This is a genomic window from Enterobacter cloacae complex sp. 394I7 (assembly GCF_057320345.1).
Genome location: NZ_JBXWCR010000005.1, coordinates 64,942 through 91,156 on the forward strand (window position 1 = coordinate 64,942; position 26,215 = coordinate 91,156).

27 protein-coding genes and 2 pseudogenes are annotated in these 26,215 nt (G+C 56.3%); 21 read left to right on the top strand and 8 right to left on the bottom strand.

What is annotated here, in order from left to right:
- Positions 1-5: 5 nt before the first annotated feature.
- The 4 genes from AC2FAP_RS17505 (at position 6) to AC2FAP_RS17520 (ending at position 3,723) form a co-directional block, all read left to right on the top strand.
- Positions 6-1,628, top strand: coding sequence for an alpha-glucoside-specific PTS transporter subunit IIBC (locus AC2FAP_RS17505; protein WP_020882743.1), 1,623 nt, complete (start codon positions 6-8; stop codon positions 1,626-1,628).
- Positions 1,625-2,947, top strand: coding sequence for a 6-phospho-alpha-glucosidase (locus AC2FAP_RS17510; protein ID WP_449541939.1), 1,323 nt, complete (start codon positions 1,625-1,627; stop codon positions 2,945-2,947). Before AC2FAP_RS17505 ends, AC2FAP_RS17510 begins: the two co-directional genes overlap by 4 nt.
- Before the next feature lie 91 nt (positions 2,948-3,038).
- A complete protein-coding gene (locus AC2FAP_RS17515; RefSeq protein ID WP_449541938.1) occupies positions 3,039-3,386 on the top strand; it encodes a YidH family protein in 348 nt (115 codons plus the stop codon).
- A complete protein-coding gene (locus AC2FAP_RS17520) occupies positions 3,376-3,723 on the top strand; it encodes a DUF202 domain-containing protein (protein ID WP_014167977.1) in 348 nt (115 codons plus the stop codon). Before AC2FAP_RS17515 ends, AC2FAP_RS17520 begins: the two co-directional genes overlap by 11 nt.
- Here AC2FAP_RS17520 and dsdA read toward each other — a convergent pair.
- On the bottom strand, positions 3,707-4,999 hold the full coding sequence (dsdA, locus tag AC2FAP_RS17525) for a D-serine ammonia-lyase (protein WP_134179721.1): 1,293 nt from the start codon (positions 4,997-4,999) through the stop codon (positions 3,707-3,709). The genes AC2FAP_RS17520 and dsdA overlap by 17 nt on opposite strands.
- A gap of 17 nt (positions 5,000-5,016) precedes the next feature.
- Positions 5,017-6,354 carry a D-serine transporter DsdX gene (gene dsdX / locus AC2FAP_RS17530; RefSeq protein ID WP_014167979.1) on the bottom strand — a complete coding sequence of 446 codons (1,338 nt, stop codon included), beginning with the start codon at positions 6,352-6,354 and terminating at the stop codon, positions 5,017-5,019.
- Between the two features lie 204 nt (positions 6,355-6,558).
- Here dsdX and dsdC point away from each other — a divergent pair, with 204 nt between their 5' ends.
- Complete coding sequence (gene dsdC, locus AC2FAP_RS17535) at positions 6,559-7,485, top strand: DNA-binding transcriptional regulator DsdC (RefSeq protein WP_449541937.1); 927 nt, start codon at positions 6,559-6,561, stop codon at positions 7,483-7,485.
- 85 nt (positions 7,486-7,570) lie between these two features.
- Positions 7,571-8,659: a cellulase family glycosylhydrolase gene (locus AC2FAP_RS17540; RefSeq protein ID WP_438369414.1), complete on the top strand. Its 1,089-nt coding sequence runs from the start codon at positions 7,571-7,573 to the stop codon at positions 8,657-8,659.
- Here the strand turns inward: AC2FAP_RS17540 and emrD are convergent.
- The 4 genes from emrD to tisB all read right to left on the bottom strand — a co-directional run bounded on the left by emrD (position 8,562) and on the right by tisB (position 11,418).
- Positions 8,562-9,746 (bottom strand): multidrug efflux MFS transporter EmrD, encoded by a 1,185-nt coding sequence (emrD, locus tag AC2FAP_RS17545; protein WP_020882737.1) that lies wholly within the window; start codon positions 9,744-9,746, stop codon positions 8,562-8,564. The genes AC2FAP_RS17540 and emrD overlap by 98 nt on opposite strands.
- A 175-nt stretch (positions 9,747-9,921) precedes the next feature.
- Positions 9,922-10,755 carry an EamA family transporter gene (locus AC2FAP_RS17550; protein WP_449541936.1) on the bottom strand — a complete coding sequence of 278 codons (834 nt, stop codon included), beginning with the start codon at positions 10,753-10,755 and terminating at the stop codon, positions 9,922-9,924.
- A 62-nt stretch (positions 10,756-10,817) separates the two neighbouring features.
- A complete protein-coding gene (locus AC2FAP_RS17555; RefSeq protein ID WP_014167984.1) occupies positions 10,818-11,264 on the bottom strand; it encodes a GNAT family N-acetyltransferase in 447 nt (148 codons plus the stop codon).
- 64 nt (positions 11,265-11,328) lie between these two features.
- Positions 11,329-11,418, bottom strand: coding sequence for a type I toxin-antitoxin system toxin TisB (tisB, locus tag AC2FAP_RS17560; RefSeq protein ID WP_020684667.1), 90 nt, complete (start codon positions 11,416-11,418; stop codon positions 11,329-11,331).
- Between the two features lie 525 nt (positions 11,419-11,943).
- Here tisB and ivbL point away from each other — a divergent pair.
- The 9 genes from ivbL (at position 11,944) to AC2FAP_RS17605 (ending at position 20,932) form a co-directional block, all read left to right on the top strand.
- A complete protein-coding gene (ivbL, locus tag AC2FAP_RS17565) occupies positions 11,944-12,042 on the top strand; it encodes an ilvB operon leader peptide IvbL (protein ID WP_071605430.1) in 99 nt (32 codons plus the stop codon).
- 107 nt (positions 12,043-12,149) lie between these two features.
- Positions 12,150-13,838, top strand: a complete 1,689-nt coding sequence (ilvB, locus tag AC2FAP_RS17570) for an acetolactate synthase large subunit (RefSeq protein ID WP_438369415.1) — start codon at positions 12,150-12,152, stop codon at positions 13,836-13,838.
- A gap of 3 nt (positions 13,839-13,841) precedes the next feature.
- Positions 13,842-14,129 carry an acetolactate synthase small subunit gene (gene ilvN / locus AC2FAP_RS17575; RefSeq protein ID WP_014167986.1) on the top strand — a complete coding sequence of 96 codons (288 nt, stop codon included), beginning with the start codon at positions 13,842-13,844 and terminating at the stop codon, positions 14,127-14,129.
- A gap of 73 nt (positions 14,130-14,202) precedes the next feature.
- Positions 14,203-14,796, top strand: coding sequence for a response regulator transcription factor UhpA (gene uhpA / locus AC2FAP_RS17580; RefSeq protein ID WP_014167987.1), 594 nt, complete (start codon positions 14,203-14,205; stop codon positions 14,794-14,796).
- Entirely contained in the window at positions 14,793-16,298 is a 1,506-nt protein-coding gene (uhpB, locus tag AC2FAP_RS17585; protein WP_063925790.1) for a signal transduction histidine-protein kinase/phosphatase UhpB, read from the top strand. The genes uhpA and uhpB overlap by 4 nt, the downstream gene beginning before the upstream one ends.
- Complete coding sequence (gene uhpC, locus AC2FAP_RS17590; RefSeq protein WP_032679295.1) at positions 16,291-17,610, top strand: MFS transporter; 1,320 nt, start codon at positions 16,291-16,293, stop codon at positions 17,608-17,610. The genes uhpB and uhpC overlap by 8 nt, the downstream gene beginning before the upstream one ends.
- A 132-nt stretch (positions 17,611-17,742) precedes the next feature.
- On the top strand, positions 17,743-19,134 hold the full coding sequence (gene uhpT, locus AC2FAP_RS17595) for a hexose-6-phosphate:phosphate antiporter (RefSeq protein ID WP_047355947.1): 1,392 nt from the start codon (positions 17,743-17,745) through the stop codon (positions 19,132-19,134).
- 154 nt (positions 19,135-19,288) lie between these two features.
- Complete coding sequence (locus AC2FAP_RS17600; protein WP_449541935.1) at positions 19,289-20,293, top strand: alpha/beta fold hydrolase; 1,005 nt, start codon at positions 19,289-19,291, stop codon at positions 20,291-20,293.
- 186 nt (positions 20,294-20,479) lie between these two features.
- The gene (locus AC2FAP_RS17605) at positions 20,480-20,932 is read left to right on the top strand and encodes a DUF1198 domain-containing protein (protein WP_014167992.1); all 453 of its coding nucleotides are present in this window, start codon (positions 20,480-20,482) and stop codon (positions 20,930-20,932) included.
- On the opposite strand, the gene AC2FAP_RS17610 is transcribed toward AC2FAP_RS17605, so the two are convergent.
- Positions 20,929-21,849 (bottom strand): LysR family transcriptional regulator, encoded by a 921-nt coding sequence (locus AC2FAP_RS17610; protein ID WP_449541934.1) that lies wholly within the window; start codon positions 21,847-21,849, stop codon positions 20,929-20,931. The genes AC2FAP_RS17605 and AC2FAP_RS17610 overlap by 4 nt on opposite strands.
- A gap of 372 nt (positions 21,850-22,221) precedes the next feature.
- On the opposite strand from AC2FAP_RS17610, the gene AC2FAP_RS17615 reads away from it, so the two are divergent.
- From AC2FAP_RS17615 to AC2FAP_RS17640, 6 genes and pseudogenes are all read left to right on the top strand, one after another.
- Positions 22,222-22,383: a hypothetical protein gene (locus AC2FAP_RS17615; RefSeq protein ID WP_219372563.1), complete on the top strand. Its 162-nt coding sequence runs from the start codon at positions 22,222-22,224 to the stop codon at positions 22,381-22,383.
- A 38-nt stretch (positions 22,384-22,421) separates the two neighbouring features.
- Positions 22,422-22,934, top strand: a pseudogene (locus tag AC2FAP_RS17620) (HAD family hydrolase); the annotation flags it as partial.
- 135 nt (positions 22,935-23,069) lie between these two features.
- Entirely contained in the window at positions 23,070-24,290 is a 1,221-nt protein-coding gene (locus AC2FAP_RS17625) for an MFS transporter (protein ID WP_449541933.1), read from the top strand.
- Positions 24,277-24,690 carry a carboxymuconolactone decarboxylase family protein gene (locus AC2FAP_RS17630; protein ID WP_025206518.1) on the top strand — a complete coding sequence of 138 codons (414 nt, stop codon included), beginning with the start codon at positions 24,277-24,279 and terminating at the stop codon, positions 24,688-24,690. The genes AC2FAP_RS17625 and AC2FAP_RS17630 overlap by 14 nt, the downstream gene beginning before the upstream one ends.
- The gene (locus AC2FAP_RS17635) at positions 24,687-24,890 is read left to right on the top strand and encodes a thiolase family protein (protein ID WP_047742716.1); all 204 of its coding nucleotides are present in this window, start codon (positions 24,687-24,689) and stop codon (positions 24,888-24,890) included. Before AC2FAP_RS17630 ends, AC2FAP_RS17635 begins: the two co-directional genes overlap by 4 nt.
- Positions 24,860-24,985, top strand: a pseudogene (locus AC2FAP_RS17640) (acetyl-CoA C-acetyltransferase); the annotation flags it as partial. The gene AC2FAP_RS17635 and the pseudogene AC2FAP_RS17640, both read left to right, overlap by 31 nt.
- 65 nt (positions 24,986-25,050) lie before the next feature.
- Here the strand turns inward: AC2FAP_RS17640 and AC2FAP_RS17645 are convergent.
- Positions 25,051-26,049, bottom strand: coding sequence for an aldo/keto reductase (locus AC2FAP_RS17645; protein ID WP_449541932.1), 999 nt, complete (start codon positions 26,047-26,049; stop codon positions 25,051-25,053).
- Positions 26,050-26,215: the final 166 nt, after the last annotated feature.

Sequence of the window (26,215 nt, forward strand, 5' to 3'; positions counted from 1 at the left end):
TAAAAATGCTCAGTCAAATACAACGTTTTGGCGGCGCCATGTTTACCCCGGTGTTGTTATTTCCCTTTGCCGGGATCGTGGTCGGGATCGCCATCATGCTTCGCAACCCGCTGTTTGTGGGCGAGGCCTTAACCGCCCCCGATAATCTGTTCGCGCAAATTGTTCACATCATTGAAGAGGGCGGCTGGGCGGTGTTTCGCAATATGCCGCTGATTTTTGCCGTGGGTTTACCGATTGGTCTGGCGAAGCAGGCGCAGGGCCGCGCCTGCCTGGCGGTGCTGATCAGTTTTCTGACCTGGAACTACTTTATCAATGCGATGGGGATGACATGGGGTCATTTCTTTGGCGTCGACTTCGCCGCTGAGCCCACTGCCGGCAGCGGACTGGCCATGATTGCCGGTATCAAAACGCTCGATACCAGCATCATTGGGGCGATTGTGATTTCGGGGATTGTCACCGCTATCCACAACCGCTATTTCGACAAGCAGTTGCCTGTTTTCCTGGGGATTTTTCAGGGCACCTCGTTTGTCGTTATCCTCGCCTTCTTTGTGATGATCCCCTGCGCCTGGCTGACGTTGATGGGCTGGCCGAAAGTGCAGCTCGGCATTGAGTCCCTGCAGGCCTTTTTACGCTCTGCCGGTGCGCTGGGGGTGTGGGTTTATACCTTCCTGGAACGCATTCTGATCCCTACCGGATTACACCACTTTGTCTACGGTCCGTTTATCTTTGGCCCGGCAGCGGTCGAGGGCGGCATCCAGGTTTATTGGGCGCAGCATCTTCAGGAATTTAGCCAAAGCACGTTGCCGCTGAAAACCCTGTTCCCGGAAGGCGGTTTTGCGCTTCACGGCAACGCCAAAGTGTTTGGCTCTGTCGGGATTGCGCTGGCGCTCTGGTACACCGCATCACCGGAAAACCGCGTCAAAGTGGCAGGCCTGCTGATCCCGGCCACGCTGACCGCCGTGCTGGTGGGCATTACCGAGCCGCTGGAATTCACCTTCCTGTTCATTTCGCCGCTGCTGTTTGCCGTCCACGCTGTTCTGGCCGCCACGATGGCGACGGTGATGTACATCTTCGGCGTCGTGGGCAACATGGGCGGCGGACTGCTGGACCAGTTTCTGCCGCAAAACTGGATCCCCATGTTCCACAACCACGCCTCGACGGTATTCACCCAGATGGGTATCGGTCTTTGCTTCACCGGCCTCTATTTCGTGGTCTTCAAAACGCTGATTGAACGGCTGAACCTTAAAACCCCGGGCCGTGAAGAGAGCGAAGTCAAACTTTACAGCAAGGCGGATTATAAAGCGGCGCGCGGGCAAACCACCGCACCGGCTGCCGCCAGCCAGCAGGTTGGGCAAGCCGCCGGATTCCTGCAGGCGCTGGGCGGCGCGGCCAATATCGAAAGCATTAATAACTGCGCCACCCGCTTACGTATCGCGCTGGTCGACATGGCGCAAACCCAAAGCGACGACGTCTTTAAGGCCCTGGGCGCACACGGTGTGGTGCGACGCGGCAACGGCATTCAGGTGATTGTTGGACTGCACGTCCCTCAGGTGCGAGACCAGCTTGAATCGCTGATGAAAACCCCTTCAACAAACGAACAAACTACCCTGACAGAGGCTATATCATGAAAAAATTCTCAGTTGTCATTGCAGGCGGCGGCAGTACCTTCACGCCGGGGATCGTCCTGATGCTGTTAGCCAACCGCGACCGTTTTCCGCTGCGCGTGCTGAAATTCTATGACAACGACGGCGCACGTCAGGAGACCATCGCCGAGGCGTGCAAGATCATCCTTAAAGAGCAGGCTCCGGAGATTGAGTTTAGCTACACCACCGATCCTGAAGCGGCCTTTACCGACGTCGATTTTGTGATGGCACATATCCGCGTGGGGAAATACCCGATGCGTGAAAAAGACGAGAAAATCCCCCTGCGTCACGGTGTGCTGGGTCAGGAGACCTGCGGACCCGGCGGGATCGCCTACGGCATGCGCTCTATTGGCGGCGTGCTGGAGCTGGTCGATTACATGACGCAATACTCCCCGAATGCGTGGATGCTGAACTACTCCAACCCGGCGGCTATCGTGGCTGAAGCGACCCGTCGCCTGCGACCCAACGCCAAAATCCTCAACATCTGCGATATGCCCATCGGCATTGAAGGGCGTATGGCGCAGATAGTCGGCCTTAAAGACCGTAAAGAGATGCGCGTGCGTTACTACGGGCTGAACCACTTCGGATGGTGGACATCCATTGAAGATTCAAACGGCAATGATTTAATGCCGAAACTGCGCGAATATGTCGCGAAAAACGGCTATGTGCCGCCCTCTGACAATGCCCATACCGAAGCCAGCTGGAACGACACGTTCGCGAAGGCAAAAGATGTGCAGGCGCTGGATCCGAACACCATGCCAAACACCTATCTGAAATATTACCTGTTCCCGGACTACGTGGTCGCGCACTCCAATCCGGAACGCACGCGCGCTAACGAGGTGATGGATCACCGTGAGAAGCATGTGTTCAGCGCCTGCCGGGCGATTATCGAAGCCGGTGTATCGTCCGCCGGGGAGCTGGAAATCGACGAACATGCGTCGTACATCGTCGATCTGGCGACTGCGATTGCCTTCAACACTCAGGAGCGCATGCTGCTGATTGTGCCCAACAACGGTGCCATTCATAACTTTGATGCCGACGCGATGGTAGAAATTCCGTGCCTGGTTGGTCATAACGGGCCGGAGCCGTTAACGGTGGGCGATATTCCACACTTCCAGAAAGGGTTGATGAGCCAACAGGTAGCGGTGGAAAAACTGGTAGTGGATGCCTGGGAGCAGCGCTCGTACCAGAAATTGTGGCAGGCGATTACGCTGTCGAAAACGGTGCCGAGCGCCTCCGTTGCGAAAGCGATTCTGGATGATCTGATCGAGGCCAACAAAGCGTACTGGCCAGCGCTGCATTAATTGTCCTGACCGGCATCGCCCGATGCCGGTCTCCTTGTCCTTGTCGATTTACGCTATGCTGGAACCTGCCTGTAGCAGACAAGGAATCTTCATGAAAATTTCTCGCCTCGGTGAAGCCCCTGACTACCGCTTCTCGCTGGCTAATGAGCGTACGTTCCTCGCATGGATCCGCACCGCGTTGGGCTTTCTCGCCGCGGGTGTGGGGCTTGACCAGCTCGCGCCTGATTTTGCCACGCCGCTGATCCGCGAAGTGCTGGCGTTGCTGCTGTGCCTGTTTGCCGGTGTGCTGGCCATTTACGGCTACCTGCGCTGGCTGCGTAACGAAAAGGCGATGCGGCTCAAGCAGGATCTCCCGTATACGCGTGGGTTACTCATCATCAGCATGATTTTGCTGGCGGTAGCGGGTGTGATGATGGTGCTGGTGTTGTATGGTGGATAACCGCAAAGCGCGACGCGAAGCCGACCCCGGCCTGCAGCCGGAGCGGACGTCGCTGGCCTGGCTGCGTACGTTACTGGGGTATGGCGCGCTGATTGCCCTCGCCATCAAGCACAACTGGCATCGCACAGGCGTGCCATTCTGGATCTCACTGGTCGTGCTGGCGCTTGTGGCGATCGTTTTGTGGCGCTATACCCGCAGTCGCAACGTAATGGATGTGACGCAGGACGATTTTGTACAGCCGAAGGCGGTGCGCGATAAGTTCCTGATCGCCCTCGCGGTGCTGTCGTTGTCACTGCTGTTTGCGGTCACCCATCTGCAGTTTATTTTTTCCCTTTAGCCAGGTACTTCGCCATCTCGTCTTCCGGCACCATTCCGCCGCCGGTTGCCCAGACCAGATGGGTCGCGTTCGCGGATGCGACAGGAACACGCAGCGGCCCGGCCATGCCCGCCAGCGCCGACGGCTCAAGGCGAATGCCTTCTTCCTGCGCCAGCCAGCCGAGCATGTCGTACATGCTCTGATCGGAAAGGGTATAGAACCCGTCAAGCAGCCGCTCCATCGCCCGGCCCACAAAGCCAGACGCGCGTCCAACCGCCAGCCCGTCGGCGGCCGTCACGTTGTCGATACCCAGATCCTGCACGGCGATGGCATCATGCAGCCCGGTGTAGACGCCCAGCAGCATGCACGGGGAGTGCGTCGGCTCGGCGAAGAAACAGTGTACGTTGTCGCCAAAGGCCAGCTTCAGGCCAAACGCCACGCCGCCAGGGCCGCCACCGACGCCACAGGGCAAATAGACGTACAGCGGATGTTCTGCATCCACCACGCGGCCCTGCGCGGCAAACTGCGCTTTTAGCCGCTCGCCTGCCACCGCATAGCCGAGGAACAGCGTGCGGGAGTTCTCATCGTCGATAAAGAAACAGTTCGGATCGCTCTCCGCGGCCTTACGTCCTTGCTCCACCGCCACGCCGTAATCCTGCTCATATTCCACAACGATCACACCGTGGCTACGCAGTTTGGCTTTTTTCCACTCACGGGCATCGGCAGACATGTGCACCGTAACCTGAAAGCCGATGCGTGCGCTCATGATGCCAATGGACATCCCAAGGTTGCCGGTGGATCCCACCGCGATACTGTACTGGCTGAAGAACGCTTTAAAACGCGGCTCCAGCAGGATGCTGTAATCGTCTTCGACGCTCAGCAACCCTGCTTCCAGCGCCAGTTTCTCGGCGTGAGTCAGCACTTCATAGATGCCCCCGCGCGCTTTGATGGAGCCAGAGATAGGCAGATGACTGTCTTTTTTCAGCAGCAGCGTGCCGGGAATGGCCACCCCCGATTCGTTCTCCAGCCTTTTCTGCATCGCCGGAATAGCCACCAGTTCGGACTCGATAATCCCCTGCGTGGCCGCCGTTTCGGGGAACGCTTTTGCCAGATACGGCGCAAAGCGGCTAAGGCGTGCATGCGCGTCGTCCACATCGGCTTTGCTCAGCCCGACATACGGTAACCCTTCAGCAAGCGAGGTGGTGCGCGGGTTTAGCCAGGTGGTCTCTTTCAGGGCAATCAGATCCTCAATCAGAGGGAACTGTGCGGTTAAGGTGCTGATAGTTGCGTTTTCCATAGTACGTCTCTTCGCGCTCAGATAATGAAAGAAAGCAGGAATGTGCTGCCAAGTGCAAGTACCGAGGCGATAAACGTCGCCGTCGTATAGTACTTCAGGGTCTCGTTCAGGCTGGCACCGCAGTACTGCTTCACCAGCCAGAAGAGGGAATCGGTCACGATCGTGCAGCCAATGGCACCGGAACCGATGGCAATGGTGATGATCTCCGGACTGACGTTAGGATAGAGCGGCAGCATGGGGGCGACGATGGCGGTTGCGCCCATCATCGCCACCGTGGCCGACCCCACCGCCGCGTGCAGAACCAGCGCCACCAGCCACGCGAGCAGGATCGGGTGCATATTCAGGTTCGACAGAATGTGCGCCAGGGTATCGGCCAGGCCGCTGGTTTTGAGGATGGCGTTAAACGCGCCGCCCGCGCCGATTATCAACAGAATGTTGGCGATGGCGCCAAAGCCATGCTCGGTATGGGTCAGCATCGTACCCATCCCCATATGCTGGCGCAGCCCCAGCAGGTAATAGGCGACGAACACGGCGATGAACATGGCGGTGATCGGGTTACCGATAAATTCCAGCAGCGTATACAGCGTGCCTTCTCTTGCCATATTCAGCTCGGCGAGGGTCTTCACCAGCATCAGGCCGATGGGCAGCAGCACGGTAAACAGCGTGGCTCCCAGCGAGGGCAGCGTATGTTCTTCACGAACATTGAGGTCAGAAAATTCAGCCGGGACGGCTTTGAAGGGCAGGCGATCGCCCAGCAATTTCAGGAACAGCGGGCCGCCAACCAGCGAGGCCAGCAGGCCAACCATCAGACCGTAGACGATAACCGTCCCCACGTCCGCCCCCAGCTTATTCGTGACAAACAGGGCCGCCGGGTGCGGCGGAACCACGCAGTGCACCGCCATCAGCGCGGTACAGAGGGGAATGGCCAGCTTCAGCAGCGAGGTATGGGTCTTTTTGGCGATGGAGAAGGCCAGCGGGATCAGCAGGACGACGCCGACTTCAACAAACAGCGTAATGCCGCAGATAAGCCCCACCAGTACCATGATGACATCGGCTGACAGCCAGCGGCAACGCTGAAGCGCTATCCCAATGCGTTCTGCCGCACCGGACACTTCCATCATCTTGCCGAGGATGGTGCCAAGCCCGATCACCGCCGCCAGGAAGCCGAGCGTGCCGCCAATACCGCTTTCAATGGCATTTACCATGTCCAGCGGGCGCATTCCCATCATGGCACCGACAAAAAAGCTCGCCAGCAGCAACGCCAGGAACGGGTGAAACTTCAGTTTTACGATAGTTAATACGATTAACGCGATGCTGATGAGCAGCGTCGCCACAACCCAGACCTGAGCACCCATATCTCCCCTCACCCTTATGTTATTTACGGGTATTGGACGAAAAATCAGCGGGTGCTGACAAACGATATAAATTGCCTTTCAGATGAGCCAGATTGGATCAAACACGTGACTGGACTCAAAAAAGCGCACTTAATGCGTATTTGGTTCACATAAATTCAACTTTGAGCGGTATTCTGAGCAGCAAAAGTCCGTGTGAGAAGTGCGATGAATGACGCAAATGAAGGCCGAAACCGGCTGTTAAACGGCTGGCAGCTGTCAAAAATGTATACGTTTGAAGTGGCCGCCCGCCACGAGTCCTTCGCGCTGGCGGCGGAGGAGCTGTCGCTCAGCCCCAGTGCGGTGAGTCACCGTATCAACCTGCTGGAAGAGGAGTTAGGGATAGCGCTGTTTGTCCGCTCCCACCGTAAAGTGGAGCTGACGCAGGAGGGGAAACGCGTCTACTGGACGCTGAAATCGTCGCTGGATACGTTGAACCAGGAGATCCTGGATATCAAGAACCAGGCGCTGTCCGGCACGTTGACGGTTTACTCTCGCCCGTCGATTGCCCAGTGCTGGCTGGTGCCTATGCTCGGGGATTTCACCCGGCGTTATCCCGCGATCTCGCTGACCATCCTGACCGGCAATGAAAACGTCAATATGCAGCGAACCGGTATCGATCTGGCGCTCTATTTCGACGATACGCCGCCAGCCAATTTGACGCATCACTTCCTGATGGACGAGGCGATTTTACCCGTCTGCTCGCCGGCGTATGCCCGGGAACATGACCTGCTGAAAAATCCCGCCCACCTCAGCCACTGTACGCTCCTGCACGATCGCCAGGCCTGGAGTAACGATTCCGGTATCGACGAATGGCTCAGCTGGGCGGCACATTTTGCAGTGAACATGCCATCATCATCGGGCATTGGCTTCGATCGTTCTGATTTAGCGATTGTCGCGGCAATGAACCATGTCGGGGTCGCGATGGGGCGAAAACGGCTGGTACAAAAGCGGCTCGAACGCGGTGAGTTGATTGCACCGTTTGGGGAGAAAACGCTTAAATGCCATCAGCATTACTACATGTCGACCCTGCCAGGACGACAGTGGCCGAAAATTGATGCCTTTATTAGCTGGCTGAGAGAACTGGCTGGCTGAAGAATTATTACGCTTTGGCGCTACACCAAATGTGAAAAAGCGTGCTAAATACAGGTAATGCTTTTGATTTCTCGCAAGGTACACCGTGTTAAAGCCTTTGATTGCCACTGCGTTACTGTTCTCTTCCGGCTGGGTGATTGCCGCTGAGCCCCCGCTGACGGCTGCGCTTTATGCGCAAAAGCTGGGCGTGGGGATGGACGTAGACTGGGCGCGCACCGAGCGCGGCATTCGGGAGTTCGATCCGCTGGTGGTTCGCGATTTTCGTGCGAAGGGTATCAGCCACGTGCGTATCCGCGTGGCCGATGAACCGACGGAGGCGCGGCTGATTCATCTGCGTAAGCTGGTGGAAGCCTGCGAGCAATACGGGGTGATCCCGATTATCGCTTATCAGGCCGATGAATATAAAAACGACCCGAAAGCCGAGACGGAAAAAGAGGTGATTAACTGGTGGATTGCCGTGGCGCACTACTTCGGCCAAAGCTATCCCCTGCTGGGTTTTGACCTGATTTATGAACCGGCGGACAAGCTCAACCATAACGCCGCGTCGCTTAACCGGGTTTACGAGAAAACTGTCAAAGACATTCATGCAATTGATGCTAATCGCATGATCTTCATCGCGCCACGTCTGCGGGCTGCGCCAGAGGACCTCTCCAGCCTGAAACTCCCGGCGCACAGCCAAAATTATCTGCTGGCGGAGTGGCACATTTTCCCGTGGGGTCCGCTAAAGAGTAACGGTAAATATCCGTGGACGTCCGGGACGGCGGCGGAGAAAGCGGCTATCCATAATCGCATTGCGACCGCGCTGCACTGGCAGCAAAAAACCGGTCACGTCAGCTGGGTGGGCGGCTGGGGCGTGGGTGAATCAAATCACTTCACCCCAACCGCATCGCAAATGGCGTTTGCCTCGTTTATGGCCTGCGAACTGCAAAAGGCCAACATTCCCTACGCTATCAACGCGGATATTCAGTTTTACGACGGGGAAGAGGGCGCCTGGCGTCCTGCGCCAGAGCCGCTGCTGCAGGCCATGATCGCGCCTGTTTGTGAAAAGCCCGGCGAGAAGCCGGGCCATCATGCGGTTAAACCGGCTGCTCGTGATGGGGAACACGCGACGCCAGCGGCAGCCAGCACAGTAAAATCAGCAGCCCCATCAGCGTCATCAGCAAACCCAGACTAGCCTGGCCAGTTTGCGGCATCATCGCCGAAAGCCAGGCCAGCGCGCCGGAACCGATGTTCTGCAGTCCCCCCACCAGTGCGCCCGCCGTGCCTGCGAGGAACGGGAACGGCTCCATTGCGCCGCTGGTGGCGAGCGGGAACAGCATCCCCGCGCCGAAGAAGAACAGCGCCGCCGGGATCAGCAGCGTCCAGACGGTCATCACGCCAAACAGCCCCGGGATCCACATCATCAGACCTGCCAGCAGGCAGCTGATCACCGACTGCCACATCAGCGTTGAGAAACGCTTGTTCTGACGGCCGGCAAACCAGGCACCAAAGAACGCGGCCGGGATGGGCAGAATAAACAGGATACTGACCACCATGCTGCTCAGGCCAAGCCCGGCACCCAGCAGCACGCCGGAGCAGGCTTCAAACACGGCAATACCCGCCAGGCCACCAACCAGCATCAGCAGATAACAGGTAAACGCACCGTTGCCGAACAGCGTTTTATAGCTGGTGATAAGGCGGGTGCGTGGCGCGTCCGTTGGCCGGGTTTCCGGCATCCACCGCGCCATGCTGAAGGTCACAATCACGCACAGCACCAGCAGGAAAGCGTAGCAGGCACGCCAGGACCACATCGTATCGAGCAGGCCACCAATCAGCGGCGCCAGCAGCGGGCTCACCAGAATCCCCATATTTAACAAACTGTTGGCATGGCGGAGCTGGGTGCCCTGATAGAGATCGCGTGGCAGGGTTCGCGCCATCACCCCTCCGACGCCGGTGCCGACACCCTGCAGGGCGCTGGCGGCAATCAATATGGTCAGGTTATGGGTGGTAATGGCAATCACCGTCGCCACCATGAAAATGGACATACCCACCAGAATCACCGGGCGACGCCCGACGCGGTCAGACAGCGGTCCATAGAACAGCTGCGAAACGCCATAGGTCAGCAGATAAGCTGCCATTACGCTCTGTACTGCGCCCTCGCGGACGTTAAGTTCCTTTGCCATATCGGCGATCGCCGGAATGTAGATGGTTTGCGCCATCTGACCGACGGCCACCAGTAACACCAGCATCAACAATAAGTTAACGTTCCTGTGTTTTTTCATGTCGCTGAATACTTTTGCCAAAAGAGAGAAATAAAGAATAAGTGACTACGCATTCCCATAAATGCGCGAGGAATCTACCACAGAGAGATGACAAATTAAGCATTCCTGTGATGAATGTCAGAAGGGGTAAAGGCAGGATTTGTAAACAAGATCGGCAACTAATGTTGCCAGTGATTTATGCCAGGCGCAGCAGGATCGCCCCGCCCGCAATTCCCACTGCGGCCGCGATACGCAGGCCCGCAACCTTCTCTTTTAACAGCACAAATGCGATCAGCGCCCCGAAGAGGATGGATGTTTCACGCAGGGCGGCGACCACGGCCAGCGGAGCCTGGGTCATCGCCCAGAGCGCCAGCCCGTAAGAGCCCATGGTGCCGATACCCCCGATCAGCCCTTTTTTCCAGTGCGTACGCAGGTATCTGGAAGCTTCGCGTCGGCGTGCCATCATCGCCCAGAAGAGCAGGCAGAAGCCATTCATAAAGAAGGTCCACAGCGTATAGCCCAGCGCGGTGTCTGATAACCGCACGCCGGTGCCATCGACCAGCGTATACCCGGCGATAAAGCAGGCATTGAGCAGTGCAAGCCAGACCCCCTTACGCGACGTCATGCGGCCGTTCATGGCCATAGCCAGAATCGACAGGCAGATCACGGCGATGCCGGACCACGCGAGCCATGACAGGCTATCTCCCAGCACCAGCACGCTTATCAATGCCACCAGCAGCGGTGCCGTACCGCGCATCAGCGGATAGGTCTGGCTCATATCGGAGACCTGGTAGGTCTTTGCAACCAGCACCGTGTACACCACCTGCAGCGCGCAGGAGCCCCCTAAAAACGGCCAGCTGGCAGCAGACGGCTGTGGGGAGAAGGGCAGTAATACCAGGGCGATAAACGCGGCGGAACCGCTAACGCTGATTGCTGAATAGAGCTTGTCTGTACCGGCTTTAACAATGGCGTTCCAGCTGGCATGCAGCAGCGCGGCGAACAGTAAAATGCAGAAGACGGTAATGGTCATGGCGTATCTGGCGGTGAATTGTCACTCAACTGTAACATTCACAACCTGATGCTGCCAGCCGGTCACACCGCGCAAAACAGACGGTGTGTGACCCGTGGTTCATCCGAGACCAGCGTAAAGCCCGCCTGATGATAAAACCCGTATGCAGCGTCCGGCGCGTGGGTATTGAGAAAATCAAACCAGATGCTGGCATCGGCCATTACCACGGTCAGAAGCTGCTTACCAATGCCCAGCCCGCGGCACTTCTCGCTGACGTAGAGATGACGAATGCGGCCGGCGCGCGGTTGCTGGCTGAAGGGATCGCGGTTAAGACCGCATACGCCCACCAGCTTGCCGTTCAAAAAGGCGCCCAGCAGCTTTTCGCCCGGTGCGTTAAAACGGTTTTCACCGCGCTGCCAGTTCTCTTCCAGCCGGCGCAGCATGTTGAAATTCGATGCGATACTTTCGGCCTTTAAGGCGATATAGCCTGGTTCTTCTGGCGTGACAGGCTCAATTAACAGACGCGACATAGCATTCCCTCGTTATTAAAGAGGGGCGGTTGCCCGCCCCTCTCAGGTGCGACTTGAACCTGAATCACCGAAGGTATTTCAGGACAGCATCAAGTAGTTGCAGTACAGCAACAATGAGTTTGAGGATAAGTATCACCATATCCACTACGCTCATACGCGTCTCCTTTTGGTTAAAAGGAGCACGATGCTGGCGTACCTTTCCGCCGCCTGTGACCAGCACCTGGATTGACGTAACACAGTGTGCTCACTTCAGGGGGTTAAGGCACTGACGGCACCACCCGTTTCAGCCAGGACTTCGTTGCGCCGGTAGAACTGCGGCCCCCTCGCTCACTGCGAACACCCTCAGTATAGATAAATACTGTATGCATGAACAGTATTTTTTGGACAAAATTCAGAAGGCGGTCCATACTCAAAAACGTCAAAATCCGTGCCTGAATTGCGCGTTCGTCTTCGATCGCGTATACTTTTTGCGTTGACGTAACACAGTGTGTTCTGCGGCAACCAACCGCAAAACCTCTGAAAAAAAACCTCGCTCAGGCGAGGTTTTTTGTTTTCTGCACGCAACAAACGAAACGTGATCTTCGACGCATTTTTGCGCAGATGAAAATATTTCCATTGTCATGCCCGAAAAGCTGTGTTTGTATAAATTCTATCAATAGATTCCAAACACAGGTCCCCAATGACAGCATCCATGTTCACCTCGACCCTACTAGCAACTGCGCAACCAGCCGCAGTGGTCGTCGTGCGTGTGGTGGTGGTCGTCGGCAATGCGCCGTAGGGACTGGATCAACACACGAATCCAAAACCCCGCCGGCGCAAACCGGGCGGGGTTTTTCGTTTAAGGACCCTCCCCGGAAAGTCGGCTCAGAAGAAAAGGACTGGAGCATGGCAAGTTCGGGCACAACATCCACCAAAACGCGTTTCACGGGCGCGCAGTTAATCGTTCATTTGCTGGAACGACAGGGCATCACCACGGTTGCGGGGATCCCGGGCGGCACGGTGCTGCCGCTGTATGATGCGTTAAGCCAAAGCACGCAGATTCGTCACGTTCTGGCGCGTCACGAGCAGGGCGCGGGGTTCATCGCTCAGGGCATGGCGCGTACGCAGGGCAAACCCGCGGTCTGTATGGCCTGCAGTGGCCCGGGTGCAACTAACCTGGTCACCGCTATCGCTGACGCGCGCCTGGACTCAATTCCACTGATCTGCATCACCGGCCAGGTGCCGTCCTCCATGATCGGTACCGATGCGTTTCAGGAAGTGGATACCTACGGCATCTCTATCCCCATCACTAAACATAACTATTTAGTTCGCGATATCGCCGAGCTTCCTCAGGTTATCAGCGATGCGTTTCGTATTGCGCAATCCGGCCGTCCCGGCCCGGTGTGGATAGACATTCCTAAGGATATTCAGACCGCAGAGATCGAGATTGACGTGCTGCCGGAGCCGGGTGAACGTGCGCCAGCGCCGCAGTTCAGCGCAGAGAGCGTGCAGGCTGCAGCGGCGATGATTAACGCCGCCAGACGCCCGGTGCTTTATCTGGGTGGCGGGGCGATTAATGCCTCCGACGCGGTACGCCAGCTCGCAGAGAAAGCCAGCCTGCCCACCACCATGACCCTGATGGCGCTGGGTATGTTGCCAAAAGCGCACCCGCTGTCGCTGGGTATGCTGGGGATGCACGGCGCGCGCAGCACGAACTACATTCTGCAAGAAGCGGATTTGCTGATTGTTCTGGGTGCACGTTTTGATGACCGGGCGATTGGCAAGACCGAGCAGTTCTGCCCGAACGCCAAAATCATTCATGTGGATATCGACCGTGCCGAGCTGGGTAAAATCAAGCAGCCGCACGTGGCGATTCAGGGTGATGTTGCCGAGGTGCTGGCGCAGTTGATTCCGCAAACGGACGCTTCCGATCGCGCCGACTGGCGTCAGCTGGTTGCCGATCTGCAAAAAGAGTTCCCGGGCGCTATCCCAACCGAGGGGGATCCGCTGAGCCATTACGGGCTGATTAACGCCGTGGCCGCCTGCGTTGATGACAGCGCGATTATCACCACCGACGTGGGCCAGCACCAGATGTGGACCGCCCAGGCCTACCCGCTGAACCGTCCGCGTCAGTGGCTGACCTCGGGTGGGCTGGGGACCATGGGCTTTGGCCTGCCGGCGGCAGTGGGCGCGGCGCTGGCCAACCCCGATCGCAAGGTGATCTGCTTCTCCGGTGACGGTAGCCTGATGATGAACATTCAGGAAATGGCGACGGCAGCCGAAAACCAGTTAGACGTGAAAATCATCCTGATGAACAACCAGGCGCTGGGGCTGGTGCACCAGCAGCAGAGTCTGTTCTATACGCAGGGCGTGTTTGCCGCGACCTATCCAGGAACGATTAACTTTATGCAGATTGCCGCCGGTTTTGGCCTGCATACCTGCGATTTGAACGCCGAAGCGGACCCTCATGCGGCGCTGCAGGCGGCGATTTCTCGTCCTGGTCCGGCGCTGATCCACGTGCGTATCGATCCTGAACAAAAAGTGTACCCGATGGTGCCGCCAGGTGCGGCAAATACTGAGATGGTGGGGGAATAAGCCATGCAGAAACAACATGATAACGTCATTCTGGAACTCACCGTCCGCAACCACCCTGGCGTGATGACGCACGTCTGTGGGCTTTTTGCCCGCCGCGCGTTTAACGTGGAAGGTATCCTCTGTCTGCCCATTCAGGGCAGCGAGCACAGCCGCATCTGGCTACTGGTGAATGACGATCAGCGTCTGGAGCAGATGATTGCGCAGATCGACAAGCTGGAAGATGTCGAGAAAGTGGTGCGCAACCAGTCCGATCCCACCATGTTTAACAAAATTGCGGTGTTCTTCGAGTAAATAGCGCAAAGCTTGAACCCCCACGCGCTTATCGTTAAGGTAAGCGCGTTTTTTAACCCGCCAGGAACGCGCCATGACCACCATCGCCCTTATCGACGACCATCTCATCGTCCGCTCCGGATTTGCCCAGCTGCTGAACCTTGAGCCTGATTTTCAGGTGGTGGCGGAGTTCGGCTCCGGTCGCGAGGCGCTGGCAGGTTTGCCCGGGCGCGGTGTCCAGGTCTGTATCTGCGATATCTCGATGCCGGATCTCTCCGGACTCGAGCTGCTGAGCCAGTTACCGAAAGGGATGGCGATCGTGATGCTCTCGGTCCATGACAGCCCGGCGCTGGTTGAGCAGGCACTGAACGCAGGCGCACGTGGATTTCTTTCCAAGCGCTGCAGCCCGGACGAACTGATCGCTGCCGTGCGCACGGTCTCCACCGGCGGGTGCTACCTGACGCCGGATATCGCCATCAAGCTGGCGGCAGGGCGACAAGACCCACTCACCCGACGCGAACGTCAGGTCGCAGAAAAACTGGCGCAGGGGATGTCGGTGAAAGAGATTGCCGTGGACCTGGGGCTGTCGCCAAAAACCGTTCACGTTCACCGCGCTAACCTGATGGAAAAACTCGGCGTCAGTAATGACGTTGAACTGGCGCGCCGCATGTTCGACAGCTGGCAATGAATCCGCTGTTTTCACGGCTGATCGCCGTTGCTGCCAGTTTTTCCATTTTCTCCGCCGCCTGGTTCTGCCTGTGGAGCATCAGCCTGCATCTGGTTGAACGCCCGGAGCTGGCGGTGCTGCTTTTCCCGTTTGGCCTGCGTCTGGGGCTGATGCTGCAATGTCCGCGCGGTTTCTGGCCGGTACTGCTGGGCGCCGAATGGCTGATGCTGGTCTGGCTGGCGCAGGAGGTGGCGCTGGCGCACTTGCCTTTACTGCTGACGGGCAGCGTACTCACGCTGATCCCGGTGGCGCTGATCTCCCGTTATCGTCACCAGCGCGACTGGCGCACGCTGCTGCGTCAGGGGGCTGCGCTGATTGCCGCCGCGCTGTTGCAGTCCCTGCCGTGGACAGGCGAGGAGGAGATGCTTAACGCCCTTCTGCTGACGCTGACCGGCGGTCTGACGCTGGCTCCCACCTGCCTGGTTATCTGGCACTACCTCACCAGTACCGTCTGGCAGCCGCTCGGACCGGCGCTGGTCTCTCAGCCGGTAAACTGGCGCGCCCGGCATCTTATCTGGTATCTGCTGCTGTTTGCGATCAGCCTGTGGCTGCAGCTTGGCCTGCCCGATGAGCTGTCGCGCTTTACCCCGTTTTGCCTGGCGTTGCCGATTATTGCCCTTGCGTGGCACTACGGCTGGCAGGGCGCGCTGATTGCCACCCTGATGAACGCTATCGCGCTGATTGCCAGCCAGACCTGGCACGATCACCCCGTCGATTTACTGCTCTCCCTGCTGGCCCAGAGCCTGACCGGGCTGCTGCTGGGGGCCGGGATTCAGCGCCTGCGTGAACTTAACCACTCATTACAAACCGAGCTGGCGCGTAATCGCCGTCTGGCAGAACGCCTGCTGGAAACGGAAGAGAGCGTCCGGCAGGAGGTGGCCCGCGAGTTGCACGATGACATCGGCCAGACCATTACCGCCATTCGCACTCAGGCAGGCATCGTTCAGCGTCTGGCGGCCGAAAACGCCGGCGTAAAGCAGGGCGGGGCACATATCGAACAGCTCTCTCTTGGCGTGTATGACTCGGTGCGGCGACTGCTTGGCAGGCTGCGACCGCGCCAGCTGGACGATCTTACGCTTGAGCAGGCGGTACGGTCGCTGATGCGCGAGATGGAGATGGAAAGCCGCGGGATCGTCAGTCATCTTGACTGGCGCATCAATGAATCTTTGCTGAGCGAGGGTCAGCGCGTCACGCTGTTCCGCGTCTGTCAGGAAGGGCTGAATAATATTGTTAAGCACGCCAGCGCCAGCGCGGTAACGCTGCAGGGATGGCAACAGGATGAACGCCTGATGCTGGTGATTGAAGATGATGGCTGCGGTCTGCCGCCGGGCTCCGGCCAGCTGGGTTTTGGCCTGGCGGGCATGCGTGAGCGCGTCAAGGCGTTGGGTGGCACCCTGACCATCTCCTGCACCCACGGCACGCGCGTCAGCGTCAGTTTACCGCTGAGGAGTCAGCATGTTTAAAACCCCGGCGAATGCCGCCCCGCTAAACGATAAACGTGAAATTGACGCCCGCTATCGTTACTGGCGTCGCCATATCCTGATCACCATCTGGCTGGGGTATGCGCTTTTTTACTTTACCCGCAAAAGTTTCAATGCCGCCGCGCCGGAAATCCTCGCCAGCGGGGTGATGACACGCACCGATATTGGCCTGCTGGCGACGCTGTTTTACATCACCTACGGCCTGTCGAAGTTCTTCTCCGGTATCGTCAGCGACCGCTCGAATGCCCGTTATTTTATGGGCTCTGGACTCATTGCCACCGGGGTGGTGAACATTCTGTTTGGCTTCTCCACCTCGCTATGGGCCTTTGCGCTGTTGTGGGCGTTGAACGCCTTTTTCCAGGGATGGGGCGCGCCGGTGTGTGCCCGTCTGCTCACCGCCTGGTACTCGCGCAACGAGCGTGGCGGCTGGTGGGCTATCTGGAACACGGCGCATAACGTCGGGGGGGCGCTTATTCCGATGGTGGTCGGGGCGGCGGCGCTGCACTACGGCTGGCGCACGGGAATGATGATTGCCGGCGGGCTGGCGATCGTTGCCGGGCTGTTTCTTTGCTGGCGACTGCGTGACAGGCCACAAACCGTGGGCCTGCCCGCGGTAGGCGACTGGCGGCGCGACGAGATGGAAGTCGCTCAACAGCAGGAAGGTGCAGGGCTGACGCGTAAAGAGATCCTCACCAAATATGTGCTGTTAAATCCCTATATCTGGTTACTCTCCCTCTGCTACGTGCTGGTCTACGTGGTGCGTGCGGCGATCAACGACTGGGGCAATCTGTATATGTCCGAAACCCTGGGCGTCGATCTGGTGACCGCCAACTCGGCGGTGACGATGTTCGAGCTGGGCGGCTTTATCGGCGCGCTGGTGGCGGGCTGGGGCTCGGATAAGCTCTTCAACGGTAACCGCGGGCCGATGAACCTGATCTTCGCCGCCGGGATTTTGCTTTCCGTTGGTTCGCTATGGCTGATGCCGTTTGCCAGCTACGTGATGCAGGCGGCGTGTTTCTTCACCACCGGCTTTTTCGTCTTTGGTCCACAGATGCTGATCGGCATGGCGGCGGCGGAGTGTTCGCACAAAGACGCAGCGGGGGCAGCGACGGGCTTTGTCGGGCTGTTTGCTTACCTCGGCGCATCGCTCTCCGGCTGGCCGCTGGCGCGGGTGATCGACGTCTGGCACTGGAGCGGTTTCTTCGCCGTGATCGCCATCGCGGCAGGAATTTCGGCCCTGCTGTTGCTGCCGTTCCTGCATGCGCAGGCGCCGCGCGAGGCACACGAAGCGTGATGTGCTTCACCTTTTCATCCCGAATGGCGCAAAACTAAGAAATTTTCCTGGTTTCACCTGGACGCTGTCTCAGGCGTCGCTCCCGGCTGGTTTTTACAATGCTGCAAAAATCAGCTCAGGAGTAAACCAATCATGCTGGCCTTCTTAAATCAGGTGCGCAAACCGACCCTGGATCTGCCGCTCGATGTGCGGCGTAAAATGTGGTTCAAACCGTTCATGCAGTCTTACCTGGTGGTCTTTATCGGCTACCTGACCATGTACCTGATCCGCAAAAACTTTAACATCGCGCAGAATGACATGATCTCAACCTACGGGCTGAGCATGACGCAGCTGGGGATGATTGGCCTGGGCTTCTCTATCACTTACGGCGTGGGTAAAACCGTCGTCTCCTACTACGCGGACGGCAAAAACACCAAACAGTTCCTGCCGTTTATGCTGATCCTCTCCGCCATCTGTATGCTCGGCTTCAGCGCCAGCATGGGCGCGGGCTCCGTCAGCCTGTTCATGATGATCGCCTTCTACGCCCTGAGCGGTTTCTTCCAGAGTACCGGCGGGTCGTGCAGTTACTCCACCATCACCAAATGGACCCCTCGCCGCAAGCGTGGTTCGTACCTCGGCATGTGGAACATCTCCCACAACCTCGGCGGGGCGGGTGCGGCAGGCGTGGCGCTGTTCGGCGCAAACTACCTGTTCGACGGCCACGTGATCGGCATGTTTATCTTCCCGTCGATTATCGCCCTGATCGTCGGCTTTATTGGCCTGCGCTACGGCAGCGACTCACCGGAATCGTACGGCCTCGGCAAAGCCGAAGAGCTGTTCGGCGAGGAGATCAGCGAAGAGGACAAAGAGACCGAAGAAAACGAGATGTCCAAATGGCAGATCTTTGTTGAGTACGTGCTGAAAAACAAAGTGATCTGGCTGCTCTGTTTCTCCAACATCTTCCTGTACGTGGTGCGTATCGGTATCGACCAGTGGTCCACCGTGTATGCCTTCCAGGAGCTGAAGCTCTCCAAAGAAGTTGCGATTCAGGGCTTCACCCTGTTCGAAGTGGGCGCGCTGGTCGGCACGCTGCTGTGGGGCTGGCTCTCGGACCTCGCCAATGGTCGCCGCGCGCTGGTAGCCTGCGTCGCGCTGGCGCTGATTATCGCCACGCTCGGCGTCTACCAGCACGCCAGCAACCAGTACATTTACCTGGCGTCCCTGTTCGCGCTCGGCTTCCTGGTGTTTGGACCGCAGCTGCTGATCGGCGTGGCAGCAGTCGGCTTCGTACCGAAAAAAGCGATCGGCGCTGCCGATGGAATTAAAGGCACCTTCGCCTACCTGATCGGTGACAGCTTCGCCAAGCTGGGTCTGGGTATGATCGCCGACGGCACGCCGATTTTCGGCCTCACCGGCTGGGCGGGCACCTTTGCCGCGCTGGATGCCGCCGCCATCGGCTGTATCGTCCTGATGGCGATGGTCGCGGTGCTGGAAGAACGTAAGATCCGCCGTGAAAATCGGATGCAGAAATTAAAAGTAGCCTGAGTGTGCAGGTAACTTCTTTGCCCGGTTGACCGCCGGGCTTTTTTTTACATCCCACCTTTACCCCCCTTTACAGACCCGCTCCCTGCAATGCTCTACATTTTAATTTTGCTGCCGCACCCCGCGGCTTTTGTCCGTTTTGTTATGGAGAGCTTGCATGGTAAACCGACGACTATCCTGTCTTGCGCTATTGGTGGCGCTTGCCTCCCCCGCCCTGGCGGCGGATGCGCCGACGTACGGCGAGAAGCTGGAGGGGTTTGATTACGCCTGGCCGGTTAAGCATTTCACCTTTAACTCGCAACATCAGCCGCTTGATATGGCCTATCTGGACGTTAAGCCAGAAAAACCCAACGGCCGCACCGTGGTGCTGATGCACGGTAAAAACTTCTGCGCCGGAACGTGGGAGGGGACTATCCGCGCGCTTTCCGCCAGCGGATACCGCGTGGTGGCACCAGACCAGATTGGTTTTTGTAAATCCACCAAACCCGAGCATTACCAGTACACCTTCCAGCAGCTGGCGGATAACACCCACGCGTTGCTTAAGCAGCTCGGCGTCGATCGCGTGACGGTTATTGGGCACTCGACCGGCGGCATGCTGGCGACCCGCTACGCGCTCATGTGGCCACAGGAAGTGGAACAGCTGGTGATGGTTAACCCGATTGGTTTAGAAGACTGGAAAGCCCGCGGCGTACCGCATATTACGGTCGATCAGTGGTATCAGCGTGAACTTAAAACCAGCGCCGATGGTATTCGTCAGTACGAGAAAAATACTTACTATGCCGGGGAGTGGAAGCCGGAGTATGAGCGTTGGGTGACGATGCTGGCCGGGCTGAACAATGGGCCGGGCAAAACGCGTGTCGCCTGGAACTCAGCCCTGCTCTACGACATGATTTATACCCAGCCGGTGATCTACGAATTTGGTGAACTGAAGATGCCGGTATTATTGATGATCGGCACCAAAGACAACACCGCCATCGGGAAAGACCTCGCCCCGCCGGCGATCCGCAAGACGCTGGGCAACTATGCAGTACTGGGTAAGGAGACGGAAAAACGCATTCCGCATGCGACGCTGGTTGAGTTTAACGACATGGGCCATGCGCCGCAGATGCAGGACCCTCAGCGCTTCCATGACGCGCTGCTGAAAGGGCTGCAGGCACGCTGACCGGTCTAAAGCAACAGCCCCGCAGCCCGTTCTGCGCGGGCTGTCTTCGGCGCACTACACGCCAGCATGCCTGGCGCTGCCCTCATAACGATTTTCCACCTTTTTTCACTGTACTATTATGGCCTTGACCGCTGTCGACGCCGCGCGTTTCCCGCTATGATGAGTGGCTGACGTAGAGGAGAACGCATGGTCTGGATAATGCTGGCAACGCTTGCCGTGGTGTTTGTGGTGGGATTTCGGGTCCTGACCTCAGATTCACGTCGCGCAATTAAACGCCTGAGCGAGCGGCTGGGGATCACCCCGGTTCCTGTAGAATCGATGATCGATCAGTTCGGTAAAACGCCCGGCAATGAGTTTATCCGCTACCTTGAACGCCCGGACGAAGCGCATCTGCAAAACGCGGCGCAGGTGCTGCTGATCTGGCAGGTCTGCATTGTCGACGGCAGTGAAGAGAATTTGCTTGCCTGGCACCGTATGCTGCGTAAAGCCCGTCTGGCCGCGCCGATCACGGACGCGCAGGTCCGTCTGACGCTGGGTTTTATGCGTGAAATGGAGCCCGATCCGCAGGAGCTAAACGCCTTCCAGCTGCGCTATAACCAGCTTTTCCTGCCGGAAGAGGGCGTGTTTTACCTGCATTAAGCCGTTTTCCCGCATAACACATTCTGTGCGTTAAGAATCTCCTTTCTATTTTCATTGAGGCGAGTGGCGGCATAGATATCTATGTTTAACCTTTTTGCCTCGGCGTCCGTGAGTTCACGGTAGCAAAGTCCTTCCTGATTAAAGGTGCATTTCGACTGAGGCAGTAGCGCAAATCCTTTCCCTCTTGCGATACGGCTTAGCATCACAAGGGTATCATCCGGCTCTTTTATCCGCTTCAGAGGCGTTTTCAGCGTATCAAAGTAGCTTTCGCATTTGTCGTAAAATGACGGGTTGGCACTTCTGGAAAACCAGAAAATGGGAAGATCGCTAATATCCTCCAGCGCGACTTTCTCTTTCAGGCTGGCAGGGTGTAAAGAGGGCATTGCGATGAGCAACGGTTCCTGGCAGACCCAGCGGTATTGAACAATGTCTTCATGACCCGTTCCTTTTTCACCGGTCAGCACCAGATCCAGCATGTTTTTAGACAAGCTTTGCAGCAGTTGGGCTGACGTCAGGTCCGGCGTTTCGACATCATCTCCCGCGTTCATTTTGTGAAGCTGGGTATTCACGGGTTCAATATATTCAAAATTAAGGGTCCGTGTGAGTCCAATACGCAGGCTCGTTTCAGAAGAGAGAGGATCTTCTTTTAGGTTACTGATGTCTTTGAGTATTTTTTCAGCCTGAACAACCAGCGCACGGCCTGCTTCTGTGAGGCTAACGTCATGCGTGTTGCGGCTGAACAACTGACGTTTCAGAACCGCTTCAAGGCATTTTATCTGACGCGTCAATGGCGGTTGAGTCATGCGTAGGCGTTCGGCAGCCTTACGGAAGTTCAGTTCATGTGCGACAGCGAGAAAGCATTGTAATTGTTTGATACTGGGCAGGTTATTGCTGATTAAATGTTCTGCTGTGGCCATACGTGGGTCCTGAATGCGAAAAGGTATTTCGTCTTTTTTCCATTTCGATATTACACGCTAAATGCGGGCAGTAAACCCATTTCAACAGTAATACCAAAAATATATTACAAATTTAACAATTCCAATTGTTTCCTATATTGATAAATTTCTACCCGAATCCTCACTCAATCAATATTCGGAGTAATTATGTCGTCTAAATATGTACTGGTATCACGCTTCCCGTTAAAAAATACTTTTACAGAGAAAGATTTTACCTCCTTAAAAAGCAATGAAAACGTTCGCTAGTTTTCCTGTGAAGAAAACGGTGTTAATGAACTGCTGGAACTGCGCGCTTTCAATGACATTAAAGAAATTGCGTGTGCTGAGAGTGAAATGGAATCCATGTTCCATCGTTTCTCTGCTGTTCTTTCTACCGATATTCGTCGCGAACTGCTTAAGTTTGTTGAATCCCCAATCGATAATAAAAAGAGTTTACCCGAATCTAATTATATTCAGTTTCGTCACGTTGAGGTGCCCGCCCATAACTATCAGTAGTATCGTCAGTGGCGCGATGAAACCACGCCGCATTTTTTGACGTTGATGAGACGCTAATAAATATTAAAAGCATGTTTGATTTCTATGACTTCTGGTGCAGGGAAAATAATCAAAACGATCGTCTTCAACGCTATATGTCTCGCTTTCGCGTCGACGTTAAAAACGGTGTGCCAAGGGAGACGCTGAACAGAGAGTATTATCGCCAGTTTAAAGGTGTGTCTTGTCGTTATCTGGAAGAAATGGGCGATGAATGGTTCAGGCGTAAGCCAGAAAACGAATTTTTTATTGAGAATGCCGTTTCAGCACTTAAAAGCCATCAGAGACAGAACATGTACATCGTATTTATATCGGGCTCTATGCTTCCGATTCTGTCACCCATTGCGAAATATCTTGGGGTAACGGACATACTCTGTGCTCCGTTAATAATAAATGACGCAGGCGAGTTGACGGGGGAAATCGGCCTGCCCGAAACAATTGGAGCGGGTAAAAAAGACGCCCTGATGACGTTTTGCCGGGATAAGGAGATTAATCCAGCGGATTGTTATGCCTAAGGTGACGATCTTTCGGATATTCCAATGCTCGAAGCCATTGGGCATCCCGTCTGTGTGGGAGAGCATTCCGCGCTTACCCGATATGCAGCAGAAAAAAATTGGCACATTATTTAAACCATTATTGAGGTAAGTAGTATGACTTCAGAACTCTCTCCGCAAAATATGATGTTAAGGTCATGGCTTGCGTTATTCATTCTGGCTATTTCAACGTTTACTATTGTCACTACCGAACTGGCGCCGGTCGGATTATTAACGCCAATCGCAGAGGGATTACGGTCTTCGGAATCCGCGGTGGGCATGACCGTGTCGCTTTATGCCTGGGTGGGGGCGTTGAGTGCGCTGTTTGCCTCCGTCTTTTTAGGCAATGTGGCTAAGAAGCGGCTTTTACTCGTGCTCACCGTGGTGCTTCTGATCTCTAACGTCATGGCCGCGACGGTAAACACCTACGGAATGCTGCTTAGTGCCCGCGTGCTGGGCGCGCTTGCTCACGGTGCATTCTGGGCGATGATCGGCGCAACGGCGGTTGCCATGGTTCCTGCCAGATATATTGGTGCGGCGACGTCAATCGTATTTGGTGGCGTTTCCGCAGCAAGCGTTTTTGGCGTACCGGTTTCCAACTACATTGGTATCCACTTCGGCTGGCGGCAGGCATTTTGGCTGATGGCCGCGCTGAGCGTAATTGCCTTTGTGGGTATTAGCGTGCTTGTTCCCCAGATCGCCAGCAAAAGCGCGCTTGGCCTGGATGCGCTTAAGGGCGTGCTGAAATCGTCTACCCTATGGAAAATTTACTCAGCAACCCTGCTAGCTGTTACGGCGCACTTTGCCGCCTTTACGTACATTGAACCCTGGCTTCACACGCAGAGTTTACTGTCCACCGCCTTTATTCCCGCCGTGCTTTTTGTTTACGGCATCGCGGGTCTGGCCGGTAATTTCCTGACCGGCGTGATGATTGATAAGTATCTCAAGCTGACGGTTTCGCTGTCTGTACTGCTGATCTGTGCAGTGCTGCTGTTCCTGGGCCTGTCAGGTTCCTCGCTCTCTGCTGCGCTGATATTCACCAGCATGATTATCTGGGGCGTTGCCGTGTCAGGAATATTTGTCGGCTTCCAGACGTGGGTTTTACGTATGGCTGAAGATAAAGCCTTCCCGGCCTCCGCAATCTACGTTTCGTTTTTCAATACCGCCATTGGTATCGGCGCGTCGGTCGGTGCCTGGATGGTTTCATCATTTTCAATGCCGCTCCTGTATATCGTCGCCGGCACGGCTATCGGCCTGTCCGTTCTGCTTGTCGCGGTTATTCCTGCAACCTTGACCGCAAAACAATCCCGTATGGAGAAATCTTATGAGTCAAATTAATGACCGCACGCGCTATGGCAGAGAGATCATGGACCGTCTTGAAGCAGGGCTCGCGGATAAAGTCACCCGCCGCCTGAGCGAACTGGACCCGGGCCTGCCCGCCCTGATAACCGACTATGCGTTCGGGGATGTGGTGGGACGTCCGGGACTGGAACTCAAAACGCGCGAAATGCTGACTGTCGCCTCGCTTGTGACGCTGGGTAATGCTATGCCGCAGCTGGAACTGCACATGAGAGGCGCGCTCAACACCGGCGTGACGCCGGAAGAGCTGCTTGAAATTGTGATACAGATGGCGGTGTATGCCGGCGTTCCCGCCTGTATGAACGGTCTTACCGCCTACCGCGCGGCAATCGCTGCGACGGGTCATACGTTGCCGGGACTGAAAGGGAGTGACGCATGAGCGAGGTTGTCATTATTGCAGCCCGCCGCACGGCGACGGGCGCATTTCTGGGCGCGCTTGCGGAGCATTCCGCCGCTGACCTGGAAAGCCGGGTCATTCAGGCGCTCCTGAAAGAATCTGGCGTAGAGGCCAGTAATATCTCTCAGGTCATTATGGGTCAGGTTCTTACGGCGGGGCAATCGCGCTTGGGCATGCGATAGGCGCATCCGGCTGCCGGATTTTGATGACGCTGGTTCATGCCCTGGTCCGTAATGACGGGAAGTGTGGCGTCGCCGCGCTGAGCGTTTATCGCTAACGGCACGGCGTATCCGATATAAAAAAACCGGGAAAAGCCGGTTTTTTTATTTTCATGATGAGGTATCAGGCGTTCACGCCCTTCATACCTTCGGCAGAATAGCGATCGCCTTTAATTGCTATCCGGCGATGCAGGTTGTTCAATGATTCAATATCGCTCTTCTCAAGCTCAATGTTGGCAGCGTGCGCGTTCTCGGCCAGATAGCCGGTGTGCTTAGTGCCCGGGATGGGAACCAGCCGATCGTATTGCGCTAACAGCCAGGCAAGGGCAATCTGACCCGCGGTACAGCCGTATTTCGCCGCCAGCGGGTGGATGACATCGAGCAGCTGGCGATTATGATCGAGGCTGGACTGCATAAAGCGCTCGTTATTTTTACGGAAATCACCCTCTGCAAATTCGCTATTGTTCAGGTATTTTCCCGTCAGGAAGCCTCTGCCAAGAGGCGAGTAGGGCACCAGACCAATGCCTAACGCTTTCACGACCGGCAGAATGCTTTCCTCGATATCGCGTGTCCACAGAGAATATTCCGTTTGCAGCGCGGTGACCGGATGTACCGCATGGGCCCGTTGCAGCGTTGACGCCGACACTTCGCAAAGGCCTATGTGGTTGATCTTGCCCTCTTTCACAAGGGTGCGCAGACAATCCATACTCTCTTCGACCGGGGTGGTGTTACTCAGTCTGTGTAGATAAAAGAAGTCGATTCGCTCCACGCCAAGCCGCTTGAGGGACTCATTACAGCAGCGGATGATATAGTCAGGCGTATTGTTGATGGTGCGGGCATAAGACTCGTCGGGAGAGCGATCGATGCCGCATTTCGTGGCTATTTTGAACTGCTCGCGAGTGCTTTTATCCAGCCCGGCAAGAAAATGACCGATTAGTCTTTCATTATGACCACGACCATATAAATTTGCGGTATCAATAAACGTCACGTTCAGATCGATGAGGCTATGCAATACCCGCAGCGAGGCGTTGTCATCAGTCTGGCCATAAAATTCACTCAGCCCCATGGCACCGTAACCGACGGCACTGACGGTAAGATTTTGAGATAAATTACGTGTTTTCATAGTTTCTCCTTTTCAGACGCTATGATTGTTTCACCTCAAATGTGGATACTGAATTTTCATTTTCGTTATGCAGAAAAGGTATCAGTCGACGACGCGCTCTCTCCAGGCTCATTAAAAACGACAAAAGTTGTCAAATCGTTAAATCCGTCACACTTTTGATGATAAA